The sequence below is a fragment of the Massilia sp. Soil_C_3 genome, from assembly GCF_057657035.1.
In genome coordinates, this window is record NZ_JBDGJG010000012.1 from 41,687 (window position 1) to 55,811 (window position 14,125).

Annotated in this window: 13 protein-coding genes; 5 read left to right on the forward strand and 8 right to left on the reverse strand. The window is 65.6% G+C overall.

The window, feature by feature from the left end:
• Window positions 1–10: 10 nt before the first annotated feature.
• The 6 genes from AC3A6F_RS22510 to mepK form a co-directional block, all read right to left on the reverse strand.
• Window positions 11–1,477, reverse strand: coding sequence for a PQQ-dependent sugar dehydrogenase (locus tag AC3A6F_RS22510; RefSeq protein WP_487685248.1), 1,467 nt, complete (start codon window positions 1,475–1,477; stop codon window positions 11–13).
• Window positions 1,478–1,492: 15 nt separating this feature from the next.
• Window positions 1,493–1,939, reverse strand: a complete 447-nt coding sequence (locus tag AC3A6F_RS22515) for an SRPBCC family protein (RefSeq protein ID WP_487685251.1) — start codon at window positions 1,937–1,939, stop codon at window positions 1,493–1,495.
• Between the two features lie 166 nt (window positions 1,940–2,105).
• A complete protein-coding gene (locus AC3A6F_RS22520; RefSeq protein ID WP_487685254.1) occupies window positions 2,106–2,618 on the reverse strand; it encodes a ferritin-like domain-containing protein in 513 nt (170 codons plus the stop codon).
• Between the two features lie 120 nt (window positions 2,619–2,738).
• Window positions 2,739–3,038 carry a hypothetical protein gene (locus AC3A6F_RS22525; protein WP_487685256.1) on the reverse strand — a complete coding sequence of 100 codons (300 nt, stop codon included), beginning with the start codon at window positions 3,036–3,038 and terminating at the stop codon, window positions 2,739–2,741.
• Window positions 3,035–3,817, reverse strand: coding sequence for a hypothetical protein (locus AC3A6F_RS22530; RefSeq protein WP_487685259.1), 783 nt, complete (start codon window positions 3,815–3,817; stop codon window positions 3,035–3,037). Before AC3A6F_RS22530 ends, AC3A6F_RS22525 begins: the two co-directional genes overlap by 4 nt.
• A 43-nt stretch (window positions 3,818–3,860) precedes the next feature.
• Window positions 3,861–4,415 carry a peptidoglycan L,D-endopeptidase MepK gene (mepK, locus tag AC3A6F_RS22535; protein ID WP_487685262.1) on the reverse strand — a complete coding sequence of 185 codons (555 nt, stop codon included), beginning with the start codon at window positions 4,413–4,415 and terminating at the stop codon, window positions 3,861–3,863.
• A 159-nt stretch (window positions 4,416–4,574) separates the two neighbouring features.
• Here mepK and AC3A6F_RS22540 point away from each other — a divergent pair, with 159 nt between their 5' ends.
• The 3 genes from AC3A6F_RS22540 (at window position 4,575) to AC3A6F_RS22550 (ending at window position 9,342) form a co-directional block, all read left to right on the forward strand.
• Window positions 4,575–5,726 (forward strand): PQQ-dependent sugar dehydrogenase, encoded by a 1,152-nt coding sequence (locus AC3A6F_RS22540; protein ID WP_487685265.1) that lies wholly within the window; start codon window positions 4,575–4,577, stop codon window positions 5,724–5,726.
• Window positions 5,727–5,881: 155 nt separating this feature from the next.
• A complete protein-coding gene (locus tag AC3A6F_RS22545; protein WP_487685268.1) occupies window positions 5,882–8,659 on the forward strand; it encodes a M16 family metallopeptidase in 2,778 nt (925 codons plus the stop codon).
• Window positions 8,660–8,748: 89 nt separating this feature from the next.
• Complete coding sequence (locus AC3A6F_RS22550) at window positions 8,749–9,342, forward strand: isochorismatase family protein (RefSeq protein WP_487685271.1); 594 nt, start codon at window positions 8,749–8,751, stop codon at window positions 9,340–9,342.
• A gap of 15 nt (window positions 9,343–9,357) precedes the next feature.
• On the opposite strand, the gene AC3A6F_RS22555 is transcribed toward AC3A6F_RS22550, so the two are convergent.
• Window positions 9,358–10,344, reverse strand: coding sequence for an LLM class flavin-dependent oxidoreductase (locus AC3A6F_RS22555; RefSeq protein WP_487685275.1), 987 nt, complete (start codon window positions 10,342–10,344; stop codon window positions 9,358–9,360).
• A gap of 158 nt (window positions 10,345–10,502) precedes the next feature.
• Here AC3A6F_RS22555 and AC3A6F_RS22560 point away from each other — a divergent pair, with 158 nt between their 5' ends.
• A complete protein-coding gene (locus tag AC3A6F_RS22560; protein WP_487685278.1) occupies window positions 10,503–11,642 on the forward strand; it encodes a serine hydrolase domain-containing protein in 1,140 nt (379 codons plus the stop codon).
• A 183-nt stretch (window positions 11,643–11,825) separates the two neighbouring features.
• Window positions 11,826–12,398 carry a hypothetical protein gene (locus AC3A6F_RS22565; RefSeq protein WP_487685281.1) on the forward strand — a complete coding sequence of 191 codons (573 nt, stop codon included), beginning with the start codon at window positions 11,826–11,828 and terminating at the stop codon, window positions 12,396–12,398.
• A 103-nt stretch (window positions 12,399–12,501) separates the two neighbouring features.
• Here AC3A6F_RS22565 and AC3A6F_RS22570 read toward each other — a convergent pair whose 3' ends face one another.
• Window positions 12,502–14,010, reverse strand: a complete 1,509-nt coding sequence (locus AC3A6F_RS22570) for an FAD-dependent oxidoreductase (RefSeq protein WP_487685283.1) — start codon at window positions 14,008–14,010, stop codon at window positions 12,502–12,504.
• Between the last annotated feature and the right edge of the window lie 115 nt (window positions 14,011–14,125).

Genomic DNA, 14,125 nt, shown 5'->3' on the forward strand with positions numbered 1-14,125 from the left:
TATTCTAAACTCATTGTGCGGCGCCGCGTCCAATTTTATGGATGGCCCCGCCACTCGTGAGTAAGTACAGTTCGCCTTCGGCATCCTGGCCGAAGGACACGACGGGGCCGATGTCATCGATCTCCCAATCGCGTTGTTCGACGATGCTGGTGCCGGTGACAAGGAAACTTTTCAGGTAGCCGCCACAGTAGTCGGAATAAAAATAACGGCCCGCCAGCTCGGGCAGGGCGCGGCCGCGATACACGAAGCCGCCGGTGATCGAGCAGCCGTTGGCGTCGTTCGCGCCGTGGTCGTATTCGAACACGGGCAAGGTCAGGCCGGCGCGCTCGCAGGTCGCGGCGGCGTAGCACTGCGTGCCTTCCAGGACGTTCCAGCCATAGTCCAGGCCGGCCTGGCCCGTGCCGACGATATTGACTTCTTCGCGCAGGTCCTGGCCGACATCCGTCAGGTAGAGCTGGCTGGCATCAAAAGCGAAGCGCCACGGATTGCGCAGGCCAAAAGCCCAGATTTCGGGGCGGCGCCCGGCCGCGTCGCGATAGGGATTGCCGGCCGGGATCGCATAGGGCTGGGCTGCCGAAGCGCCCGCCACGTCGATGCGCAGCAGCTTGCCGAGCAGGCTGGCCAGGTTGCGCGCATTGCCTTGCGGGTCGCCGCCACCGCCGCCGTCGCCGGTACCCAGGTACAGGTAGCCGTCCGGGCCGAAGGCGAGCTGGCCGCCGAAATGGTTCTGGTAAGTCGGATGCGGAATGCGCAGGATGACCAGGCCGGACGTTGGATTGGCGGCCGTCGACGTGGCGCCGGCGCTGAAGCGCTCGATTACGATATTGCGCTGCAAGTCGGTGTAGTAGATGTAGAAATAACCGTTGCGCTCGAACTGCGGATCGAAGGCGAGCGACAGCAGCCCGCCTTCGCCTTCGGTGGACACGCGCGTGCCGATGTCGAGGTAGGGCTGGTCGCGCGTGATGCCGTTCTCGACGATGCGCACCCGGCCCGGCCGCTCGGTGACGAACAGGCGGCGCTCGCCAGGCGGGGCGGTCAGCCAGGTCGGGTTGTCGAGCCCGGCGACGACCCGGGTCGTGACGAGTTTCAGCGGGCCGCTGCCATAGCTCACCGTGGCGGTCGTGGTAACGCCGGCGCTGATGGTCGCCGCTTGCGAGGCCGGCGCCGGCTGATAGGTGACGCCGCCGCTCGTCACCGGAGAGGCCGACACGCTATAGCTGCCGGGCGCCAGGTTGCCGAGGGTTTGCGACTGCGTGAGGTCTTGCAGGTAGTTGTTGGGCCCGGTGACGCGCAGGGCGGCACTGACGCCGGCCGGCAAGCCGCTGGCGCTGACGGCCAGCGAACCGGTGCTGGCCGGTGGCGGGACCGCGCCGGTGACGCCCGGGCTACCGCCACCGCCGCCGCAGGCCAGTAGGGCCATGCCGATCAGCATGGCGCCGAACAGCAACAGCATGGTCCGCAGATGCTCGATGCGCATGGCTGCCCCGCGAGCTCAGTCCCGGATCTCGGGTTCGACCAGCTTCGCCAGTTGTTCGAGCGACTCTTGCCAGCCCAGGTAGCACAGCTCGACCGGGATCTGGGATGGAATGCCCTCTTGCTTGATATGGACCTCGACCCCGCACAGTACTTCGCGCATCACGACCGTGGTCTGCATCTGGCCGGGCATTTGCGGGTCGTCGAACTCGGCCGTGTAGCGCACGCGTTTGCCGGGCTCCAGCTCCAGGTATTCGCCGCCGAAGGAATGGCTATGGCCGTTCGTGAGGTTGGTAAACGACATCTTGTAGCGGCCGCCGACCCGGCCATCCATCTCGTGGACGGTGCCGAAGAAGCCATAGGGCGGCAGCCATTTTGCATAGGCGCCGGGAGTGGTAAAGGCGCGGAACAGGCGTTCCGGGGTGGATTTGAATACGCGGTGCAGCTCAACGGTACTGGTGGCCATGGTTGATCTCCTTATGTAGCAGTAGTAGAGGACGTCCTCTGAATACTACGACGAAGCAACACTCCAGAATTCGACACCGGCGCAAAAAAATGGTTTGGAACAGCGCACACGCACCATGCCAAACCATTGTCCTACCCAATAGATGGGCAGCTTCAACTATGTGCGATTACTTCTTCGCTTCGACGCCCGGGGTGGCCGAGCGTGCCAGGAAGGCCTGGGTGATCTGCGGCAGGTGATCCAGCAGCCAGGCCGCCATCGCCTTTTCCTGTTCCAGGATCTGTTCAAGCTGTGCCTGGGTCGCGGCATCGCCCACCGATTTCGCCGCCGCGATCAGCGCGGTATAGCTCGCGATCTCGACGTTCTCGAACACATAACCGGCCATGGCGCCCTTGACGACTTCATCGCTGGCCGCCATGCCGCCCACGGCCTGGCCGAAGGCCACCAGACGGGCGCCGATGTCCTTCAGGACCGAGTTGTCGGTGCCGCGGCGGGCCAGGATTTCGTCGAGCACGCCGTGCTGCCAGCGGGTCTCGTCGATGTGCTGGACGATGCGCGCGCGCAGCTCGGGATAGTGTTCGAGGCGCTCGGCCTGCGCGGTCAGCATTTGCTCGGCCTGCTTTTCCATCGCGTGCGCATCGCGCAGCCAGTCGTTGAAATTATCGTTTGCAGTCGTCGTCATGATTCCTCCGTGAATGTGTTTGGACAGGTGGCGTTATCGCCCTGCCATCAGCTTCGCAGAGTTAGGGAATCATGTTTGTTAGGTGCTACACACTGTCGATGAATCCGGCGCACCGGCAGTTCACTGTGTTGATGGCGCGCGTGTGCGCGTCTTGCTGACGACGCCGGAGGGATCGACCAGGACGACGAATTCGGAAAATTGTCCACCGCCAGCGGGCGACTGGTAGACCCAGGCTTCGTAGCCGCTGTCGAAGCGCACGCTTTTCGTCGGGCCGAAAGCCGCCAGCAGTTCCGCCTTCGTGGTGCGTCCCGCCACCACGGTCGCCGACAGCCGCTCGGCCGCGACGACGGAACCCGGTGGCGCCGGTTGCGTCGCGCAGCCCGCCAGCAGCGCCGAGCACAGCAAGAGGCGCAGCTTCATGGCGTCACCCCGTCCGGCGCATCGACCATGTACTCGAACTCGACCAGCGTGTCGTCGGGCCAGCTCGCATCCCACAGCGGCACGTAATAAGTGCGGTCGAGCAGCACCTGGCAATCGCAGAAGGGCAGCATGTCGGGCGTCTGCTCACCGCCGGCGTACAGCATATTGAAAGGTAATGTTTCGACCCGCTCGCCCGCGCGCAGCGTGACCGCGAAGATCGGCCGCTCGGCGAAGAACAGGTAGTTGCCGTCCGGGCTCGTGCACACGCCCTCGGGCGTGTTCAGCGCATCCGAGATCCAGCCGAACAGCGGCGAGCTGTTCGAGACCAGGCCGGCTTCCTTGCCGACCCGGCACTCCAGGCGCAGGTCGCCCAGGCGCCGCGTGCCGGTAGGCAAGCCGGGAGTTTCGATCCGCGCGCGCCAGGTCATGCTGGCGGTCTTGCGGCTGGCGATCACGGCGGCGTCTTCCTGCAGGGCTTGTGCATGATGCGGCAGGACGAAGAAATTGTTCTCGTCGACAGGCACCGGCACCGACACGGTGTCGCCGGCGATGCGCAGCGTGATGCCACGCATGTCCGTCGATGGCAGGCGAGGCAGCAGCTGGAAGCGCAGGGTGGCGTTGGGGGCGAAGGCGCGTTCGCGTTCGAAGCGCTCCATGCCGCGGATCATTTTGCGGTAGGACTTGTCGACCGGGTCGCGGGTGGACTTGACGGTGACGGTGTTCTGGCCGGCGGCCGAGGCCGGCAGGCAGAAGGAAGCGGCCATGAGCACGGAGCCCATGGCAAGCGAAGCAACAACGCGGACGATCTGCCGCGTCAAGGTCTTACCAATACCGGACGCGGCCGGTATCCATGTGGACGAACTGCGAGCTGGCGTAATAGCCCACGCCGCCGCCCTTGAGCGACATCGCCGCTTTCTGCAGGTTGCGCAGGTCGGTGCCAGGCAGGCGGATGTCGATCGCCTTGCCTTCCATGTGCAGGCTGCGCTTGGCTACACCGCCGCTGCCGTGACCACGCAGGAAGGCGTTCGATTCCGGCGCGCGGTAGCCCGAGATGATGTGCAGTTCCTTGCTGTTGTCGAGCTTGCCATTGAGCTGGCCGAGCAGCAGCAGCAGTTGTGGATCGATCTCGGCAATCTTGTTGCTGCGGTGGTCGCGCAGCACTTTATTGATGTCTTTCAGGGCGCCCTGATCGAACTCGCCTTCGGCCCAGAACGTGCTCGTCAGCTTCTCGCCGGTATGCGTGTTATAGAAACGCAGGCAGCACTCGCCGGACAGGATACTACTATCAGGTGATGTATTCTTGGCAAGGGTTGGGAGGGCGAGGGAGGATGAAGCGAGGAGGAGGGAGCTCTTGAGGAAGGAGCGTCGCTGGATCATTGAAGGAAGTCCTTACGCTGGTTCAGTGAACCATCAATGATACGCCGATTGCCGTAATCGTGCAGATAAAATGTCGCAAATTGAGGCGAATCAGCTACGATGTCAACTGTTTAACGCTTTTTAAGAGAGGAAGTCATGCCGAGTATTGTCAGGAAGTTCTTGAGCAAAAAACTGGTTCTGGCCGCCACACTGGCAACGGTCGGTGTGGCCGCCGTGGCGCAAGAGGTAACGCCGGTCGACAAGCCGCCGCTCGCCAAGGGCTGGCAGCTCGAAACGGTCGCCACCGGCGCGCCGCAACCCTGGGGCATGGCCTGGCTGCCGGATGGCCGCATGCTGGTCACCGGCAAGCAGGGCACGCTGCATGTCTTGAACGGCAAGAACTTCGAGCAAATTCCTCTCGACGGTTTGCCGAACCTGTACGCCAGCGGCCAGGGCGGCCTGCTCGACATCGCGGTCCACCCCGCCGATAAAACCAATCCGCGCATCTACCTGACGATGTCCAGCGGCACCGACGATGAGAACCGGACCGTGCTGGTGCAGGGCGTGTTCGACGGCAAGCGCGTGACCGGCATAAAGCAACTGTTCGCGGTCAATCTCGGCAAGAGCGGCGGCCAGCACTTCGGCTCGCGCATCCTGTTCCTGCCCGATAACACCATCCTGATGAGCATTGGCGACGGCGGCAATACGCCTCAGCGCATCGGCAATATGCTGGCGCGCGACCAGGCCCAGAGCCTGGCTTCGCACACTGGCAAGATCCTGCACCTGACGGACGCCGGCCAGCCGGTCGGCAAGGGCGCATTCGCCGGCAAGGACAATGCCCGCCCCGAGATCTACAGCTACGGCCACCGCAACGTGCAGGGCCTGGCGCGCGATCCGAAGAGCGGCCGCGTCTACGCCAACGAGCACGGCTCGCGCGGCGGCGACGAGATCAATGTGATCGAGGCCGGCAAGAACTACGGCTGGCCGCTGCAAAGCTATACGCTCGACTACGGCACGCGTGAGCCGATCGGCATGAAGGTGGTGCCGGGCACGGAGCAGCCGATCGTCGTGTGGACGCCGTCGCCGGCGCCGTCGGGCCTGGCTTTCTATACGGGTAAATCCTTCCCGCAATGGCAGGGCAGCCTGTTCAGCGGCAGCCTGGCCGGCCAGGACGTGCGCCGCGTGCAACTCGACGCCCAGGGCAAGGTCACGGCCCAGGAACTGCTGCCGGTTGGCAAGCGCGTGCGCGACGTGCGCCAGGGTCCGGACGGCGCGCTGTACGTACTGACGGACGAAGCCAAGGGCAGCCTGCTGCGCATCGTCCCCAAGTGATGCGCGATGCATGATGTTGCGTCAACCTTGCGTATGCATCATGTTTTCGTTTGTTGACAACGTGAAACCTGCCTAGAATGAATGTTTGCAAGGCGCGTCCCTGAGGCGCGCCTTGCGCGTTTCATTCCCGTCCCGACCCCTTCAGGAGGAGCAGCATGGCAGTTTCCGTTCGTCGCACCATCGGCCTGGCCGCAGCGCTGGCGCTTGCGTTTGGCACGTCTTCCCTCCAGGCCGCGCCGGTAAAACCGGCCGCTGTGCCGGACATCCCGATCCCGGATATCAAGTACACCAAGTTCACGCTCAAGAACGGGCTGACGGTGCTGGTCCACGAAGACCGCAAGACGCCGGTGGTGGCGATCAATACCTGGTACCACGTCGGCTCCAAGAACGAGAAAGTGGGCAAGACCGGCTTCGCCCATCTGTTCGAACACCTGATGTTCAGCGGCAGCGACAACTTCAACCATACCTACCTGAACGCGATGGAGCGCATCGGCGCGACCGACCTCAACGGCACGACGAACCAGGACCGCACCAATTACTTCCAGAACGTGCCGACCTCGATGCTCGACTATGCGCTGTTCGCCGAGAGCGACCGCATGGGCCATCTGCTGGGCACGGTCGACAAGAAGAAGCTCGACATCCAGCGCGGCGTGGTGCAGAACGAGAAGCGCCAGTACGAGAACCAGCCTTATGGCATCGCCTGGGAACTCCTGACGACCAATACCTACCCGGCCGGCCACCCGTATTCCTGGACCGTGATCGGCAAGATGGAAGACCTCGACGCGGCCTCGATGACCGACGTGCAGGACTGGTTCAAGCAGAACTACGGCCCGAACAACACGGTGCTTGTGCTGTCGGGCGATATCTCGCCGGAAGAAGCGCGCAAGAAGGTCGAGCAATACTATGGCGCTATCCCACCGGGCCCGCCGCTGGCCAAGCATGACGCCTGGATCGCCAAGCGCACCGGCACCCACCGCACGGTGGCGCAGGACCGCGTGCCGCAATCGCGCATCTATCGCACCTGGAACGTGCCGGGCGCGCACACGCAAGAGGAAGCGCTGCTCGACCTGGCCGCGCGCGTGCTGGGTGGCGGCAAGACCTCGCGCCTCTATAAACGCCTGGTGTATCAGGATCAATTGGCCACCAGCGCCACCGCAAGCGACAGCTCGTCCGAGATCGGCGGCCAGTTCAGCATGACCTTGACCGCGCGTCCGGGCGGCGACGTCAGGAAGATGGAACGCATCGCCGACGAAGAACTGCGCGCGCTGATGAAGAGCGGCCCCACGGAGGCCGAACTGCGCCTGGCCAAGACCGCGACCCTGGCCCAGTACACGCGCATGATCGAGCGCGTCGGCGGCTTCGGCGGCAAGAGCGACCTGCTGGCTTCGTGCGAAACCTATACCGGCAATCCGGACTGCTACAAGGTCTATCTGCAGCGGATCAAGGACGCCACCCCGGCCATGGTGAAGAAGGCCATGAACGACTGGCTCAGCGACGGCGACTTCGTGCTGCAGATCGACCCGTTCCCGACCGGCCTGGCCGCCACGCAAACCGGCCTGGACCGCAGCAAGGCGCCGGACACCGGCAAGGCGATGTCGCTCAAGCTGCCGCCGATGCAGCGCACCACCCTGTCGAACGGGCTGAAGGTCGTGCTGGCCGAACGTCATGAGGCGCCGATCGTCAACCTGCAGATGCTGGTCGACAGCGGCTACGCCTCGGATAGCGCCGACATGCCCGGCGTGGCCAGCCTGGCCCTGCGCATGCTCGAAGAAGGCACGGGCAGCCGCAAGTCGCTGCAGATCGGCGAAGAACTGGAAAGCCTGGGCGCGAGCTTCGGCGCCGGCACCAACCTCGACGGCGCCTTCGTTTCCATGAACGCGCTCAAGGCCACCTTGCCGCAGGCGCTGAACCTGTATTCGGACCTGGTGCTCAACCCCGCCTTCCCGCAGAACGAGTTCGCGCGCCTGCAGCAAGACCGCCTGGCCGCGATCGCGCGCGAAAAATCCGATCCGCAATCGATCGCGATGCGCGTGGCGCCGGCGCTGCTGTACGGCCAGGATCACGTGTACGCCAAGCCGGGCACCGGCAGCGGCACCGAGGACGCCGTCAAGCGCATGACCCGCGCCGACCTGGCCAAGTACCATGCGACCTGGTTCAAGCCGAACAACGCCACCCTGCTGGTCGTGGGCGACACCACGCTGGCCGAGATCAAGCCGATGCTCGAGAAAGCGTTTGGCGCCTGGAAAGCCGGTGACGTGCCGAAGAAAGCGATTGCCGAAGTGGCGCCGCGCGCCGCGCCGGTGGTCTACCTGGTCGACCGTCCCGGCGCGCTGCAGAGCGTGATCCTGGGCGGCCAGCTGGCGCCGCCGCGCAACAGCCCCGAGGCGCTGCCGCTGGAACTCGTCAACGACGTGTTCGGCGGCACCTTCAGCTCGCGCATCAATATGAACCTGCGCGAAGACAAGCACTGGTCGTATGGCGTGCGCAGCCAGGTGTCGCCGGCGATCGGCCAGCGCCAGTTCGTGAGCATCTCGCCGGTGCAGACCGACAAGACCGGCGATGCGCTCAAGGAACTGGTGGGCGAGTACCGCAATATCGCCGGCGCCAAGCCAATCGCAAACGAAGAGCTCAAGTTCGCGCAGGACAATAAAACCCTGCGCCTGCCGGGCAGCTTCGAGACCGCGGGCCAACTGGCCGGGGCCTACTCCACGATCCTGCAGTATGGCTTGCCCGAGGATTACTTCAACACCTATACCGAAAAGGCGCTGGCGCTCACGCCGCAGCAGGCCAATGCCCTGGCTGCGCGCAGCTTCGTGGCCGATCGGCTGGTGTGGGTGGTGGTGGGCGACATGGCCAAGGTCGAGAAGGACATCCGCGCCCTGAACCTGGGCGAGGTACGCCGCATCGACGTGGACGGCAAGCCGCTGCCGTAATGTTGTCGTAGCACATGCCTGCGCGGCCCGGCCCTGCCTGTGCGCCGGGCATGCCGGGTTTCGGGGACACTATGGGCAGGAGGAAGCCCATGGACCAACAACTCACACTGGACCCGGCGCATACCGCGCTGGTCCTGATCGATCTTCAGAACAGCAACGTCAAGCACGAGCTCGCGCCGCATGGCGCCGAGGACGTGGTAGGCAACTGCGTGCTGCTGGCGCAAGAGATGCGCGAACGCGGCGGCCTGGTCATCTACGTGCACGTGTTATTGAACGAATTGCCGCAAGTGCCGGCTGACTCTCCGCTGCGTCCGCAGGGCGCGCCGGCGGCGCCGCCCGACGCATCGTGGCTGGCGCCGGAAGCCGGCGTCGAGGCGCAAGACCTCGTCATCGTCAAGCGCCAGTGGGGCGCCTTCTATGGCACCGAACTCGAGCAGCAGCTGCGGCGGCGCGGCATCGACACGCTGGTCATGGGCGGCATCGCCACCAATTTCGGCGTCGAATCGACCGCGCGCGCGGCCTACGACTTCGGCTTCAAGCTGGTATTCGCCGAGGATGCGATGAGCAGCTTCGATGCCGATGCCCACCGTTTCGCGTGCGAGAAGATTTTTCCGAAGATGGGGCGGGTGCGCTCGACGCGCACCCTGATCGACGTGTTGCAGGCGGGAACCGGCGCCGCGTGACGCCGGCCGAGGGCATCAACCCGCGCGCTGGATATCCGCCGTGATCTCGTAGGCGCGCAGGCGCGCCGCGTGGTCGTAGATCTGCGAAGTGATCATCAGCTCGTCCGGCTTGGTCTTCTCGATGAAGGCGCGCAGCTGGTGGGCCACCGTCACGCGCGAGCCGATTGCCGAGCACGACAGCACGCTGTCGAGCATCATGCGTTCCGGGAGATCGAGCGCTTCCAGGTAGCCGCTCACCGGCGGCTTGAGCTTGCTCGGGCGGCCGGTGCGCAGGTTCACGAAGGCCTGCTGCATCGAGGTCGCCAGGAAGTGCGCCTCTTCGTCGGTATCCGCGGCGAACACGTTAAAGCCCAGCATGATGTAGGGCTTGTCGAGCTGTTCCGATGGACGGAAGTTGCTGCGGTACATATCGATCGCCTGCATCATCATCTGCGGCGCGAAGTGCGAGGCGAATGCGTACGGCAGGCCGAGGTGGGCCGCCAGCTGGGCGCCGAACAGGCTCGAACCGAGGATCCACACCGGCACGTCCAGGCCGGCGCCGGGCACGGCCTGCACCGGGCGGCGGGTCGAGCCGGCGAAATAATCCATCAGCTCCACGACGTCTTGCGGGAATTCGTCGGCATCCGATGCGAGGTTGCGGCGCAGGGCGCGCGCCGTGGTGTGGTCCGAGCCGGGCGCGCGGCCAAGGCCGAGGTCGATCCGGCCCGGATGCAGCGCCTCCAGCGTGCCGAATTGTTCGGCGATCACCAGCGGCGAATGGTTGGGCAGCATGATGCCGCCGGCGCCCACGCGAATGCGTGAGGTGCCGGCCGCCACGTGGCCGATCAGCACCGCGGTGGCGGCGCTGGCAATGCCCGGCATCCCGTGGTGTTCGGCCAGCCAGAAGCGGTTGTAACCCCAGCGTTCGCCATGTTGTGCGAGGTCGAGCGAGCGCTGGAACGAGGTGGCCGCATCGCTGCCTTCAGCGATCGGCGAGAGGTCAAGTATCGAGAAAGGAATCATGGATCCATGATACGCCGATGCGAAAAAGCGCGTGCGCGGCCACCCAAAAACGCCGGGTTCGCCGCTTGGGTTAGTATTTCTTCATGATGTCAAAACACTTTTTTCGTCTATTTCCCGCCGCCATGCTGCTCGTCGGCTGTGTCCATCAGCCGATCGCCATGACCGTCGAACCCCAATTCAATCCTGAACGCGTGGCTGCGATCGATCACGCCATCGATGCCGCGATCGTCGCCCGCAAGCTGCCGGGCGCGGTATACCACCTCGAACGCGGCGCCGCGCAATACCAGCGCGCCTACGGCAAGCTCGACTATGAAGAAAGCGCCGCCGCCGTCGCGCAGGACACGGTGTTCGACGTCGCGTCGCTGAGCAAGGTGCTGGTGACGGCGCCCGCGGTGCTCATGCTGGCCGAGGAGGGCAAGATCGACCTCGAGGCGCCGCTCATACGCTATTTCCCGGAATGTGACGGCGGGGGCAAGCAGGCGATCACGATCCGGCACTTGCTGACGCATGTGTCGGGCCTGCAGTCGGGCCTGCCGGCGAAACCGGCGTGGCAGGGGCAGACGGCGGCGCTGTCGCTGGCCTGCGGGCAGTCGGTAACCCATCCGCCGGGCAGTTTCTTTCGCTACTCGGACATCAATTACATCCTGCTGGGCCTGCTCGTCGAGCGCACGGCGGGCATGCCGCTCGACCGCTTCGCCCAGGAGCGCATTTTTTTCCCACTGGGCATGCGTGACACCGGCTACCGCCCGTTGGAACGCATGCCGGCGGCGCGCATCGCCCCGACCCAGCGCGGCGCCAGCGAGGCTGCGCAGCTGCCGACGGCCCACGGCGACCTGGAGCCGGGCGCGCCGCTGCAGGGCGTGGTGCACGATCCGACCGTGCGTCGCATGGGCGGCGTGGCGGGTTCGGCCGGCGTATTCTCGACCGTGGGCGACGTCGCCCGCTTCGGCCGCATGCTGCTGGGCAATGGCGTGCTGGATGGTGTGCGGATATTGAAGCCGGACAGCGTGCGCCTGCTGACGACGGTGCAATCGCCGCCGGGCATCGCGGCGCTGCGGGGAATGGGCATGGACATCGACTCGCCATATGCCAAGCGTCCGCGCGGCAATCTCTATCCGGTCGGCAGTTATGGCCATACCGGGTTCACCGGCTGCATCCTGTGGGTCGATCCGCAGTCACAAAGCTTTTATGTTTTCCTGTCGAACCGGGTCTACCCGGACGATCGCAGCGTGGTGCTGCCGCTCTATACAGAGCTCGGCACGCTCTCTGCGCAGGCCGCTCTGAGAGCTCTGCAATAAGCGAAAGATGGCGCCAAGATAAAAGAAAATAAAAGACGATGATGTATTTCCGCGCGGCTACCGTGCGCTCCCATCCGTAGCTTGTCCGTAAACTGGACTCCTCACTCGACGCACCACGCCACCAACTATGGCATTTGCGCCGGGTACCGCCCCTGACATATTAGTTACATTGAGGAGAACACCATGAAAATGAATACGCTACTCAAAGGAATGCTCAGCGCTTCGGTTGCCGCCGCCATGTTCGGCGCCACTGCGGTCCATGCACAAACCAGCACCACCGGCACGTCGGCCACCGGCCAGTCGGGCCAGATCGGCAGCACCACCGGCACCAGCCAGACCGGCACCATGCGCGACCAGACCAGCGGCAGCTCGTCGACCGGCGCGACCGGCAGCATGCAAAGCACCGATCCGCAAGAGCAGCGTGACCGTGACCGCCGCAGCAAAACCGGCACCAGCAGCGGCACGTCAGGCGCCACCGGCACTACCGGTACCTCGGGCGTGACGGGCACGACCGGCACCACGGGCACCACGGGTACGACCGGCACTACGGGTACGACCGGCACTACGGGCACCACCAGCGGTTCGAGCGGTTCGCTGGGCACGGGCACCAGCGGTTCCACCGGCACCATGGATGACACCGGCCGCACCGGCACGTCGACCGGCACCACGGGTACGACTGGCGCCACCGGCACCACCGGTACGACTGGCACCACCGGTACGACTGGCACCACCGGCACCACCGGCCGCGGCTACTGAGCCAGCTGATAGCGCTTCAGGCAGTAAGGGCGGTATCCCCGGCCGCCATCCCGAACACCGGCTCGCGCTGGTGTTCGCATTTGTGCTTCCAGTTTCCCTTCGCTCAGCGCATGCCGCGCCGCGCGCCGCCGCGCCTGTCCTGCGGCGGGAAGGGATCGCCGGGCGCCAGCGCGACCTTCGCCAGCGGCGTTGGCGCCGGGCCGTGCAGCACATTGCCCTCGATATCGAAACGCGAGGCGTGACAGGGGCAGTCCCATGACTGCTCGGCGCCGTTCCAGTGCACCGCGCAACCGAGATGGGTGCACCTGGCCGACAGCGCATGCAGTTCCCCGTCAGGATCGCGATAGACCGCCACGCGGCGCAAGCCGTCGCGCAGCACCGCGCCTTCGCCGGGCGGGATCGCCTGCACCGAATCGACTTCGCCGCCGCGCAGCCAGTCGCCGTAGCGCGCCGCCACATGCGCCTGTGCGCTGGCGAATTCCCCGAACCCGTGCACGGGCTTGCGCACCGGGTCGTACAGCGCAGTCCAGGGATTCGGCCGCTCCATGATCAGGTCGGTCACCAGCATCGCGCCGATGGTGCAGTGGGTCATGCCGTTGCCGGAGTCGCCCGTGATCAGGTAGACGTTGTCGTCGTCCATCGGATTGCGGCCCAGGAAGGCCAGGCCATCGCTCGGTTCCATCACCTCGCCCGACCAGCGCCAGGCCAGTTCGCGCGCCATCGGAAAGCGCGCGCGAGCCCAGCGTTCGAGCTCGTCGTAGCGGTGGCCGGGATGCGCGTCCTGGCCCGTCTTGTGGTCGGCCCCGCCCACCACCAGCACCTCGTCGCCGTCGATGCCGGACGCCAGCCGCACATAGTGATAGGGACTGCCAAGATCCCATAGCAGCAGGTGCGGCAGCGTGCCGTGCGGCACGCGCAGGCCGATCACATAACTGCGGTAGCCGGCCTGCTTGGTGTGCATCACGACGCGGTCGTTGAACGGCGTGTGCGTGGCCACCACCACGTCCCGGGCCCGGATCTCGGCATGCTCGAGGGACACGACCTGGCGCCGGTGGTCGCCGCGGATACGGCGGGCGTGGCTGGCGCCGTGGATGCGGCCGCCGCGCCGGATGAAGGCGCGCGCCAGGCCGTCGAGGTATTTGAGCGGATGGAACTGGGCCTGGCCCGGATAGCGTACGGCGGGGCCGGTCTCGAACCCCAGGTCCGGCACGCCGGCGACCATCTCGGCCTGCACGCCGGCGCGCACCGCGGCGTCGCATTCGCGTTCGAGCCGCGGTCCGTCGCCCGCATCCCTGGCCACCAGGTAGCCGTCCAGATGCTCGAGCTCGCAGGCGATGCCTTCGGTGCGCACGATGGATTCGACCGTCTGCAGGGCGTGGGCATAGCTGCCCGCCACCAGGCGCGCCTGGGCGCGGCCGAAGCGGCGCTCGATGCCGTGGTACCACTCGTCGGGCGGGAAGAAATGGGCGGTGGTGCGGCCGGTTTCGCCGGCGCCGACGCCGAGCGCGTCGATGACGATCACGTCCTTGTCTTCAAGCGCCAGCAGGTAGGCGGCGGTGAGGCCGGCGATACCGGCGCCGATCACGCACACCTGGGCTTCCTGCGCCCCCACGAGAGGGCAGGGAAGACGGGCACCGTGGCGGTGTCCATCCAGAGCGAAGTCGAGCTGCCGTTCGTTGCGCCGCGCATGACCAAATCCACCGATTTCCGTCGATTGTAAAAGCCAG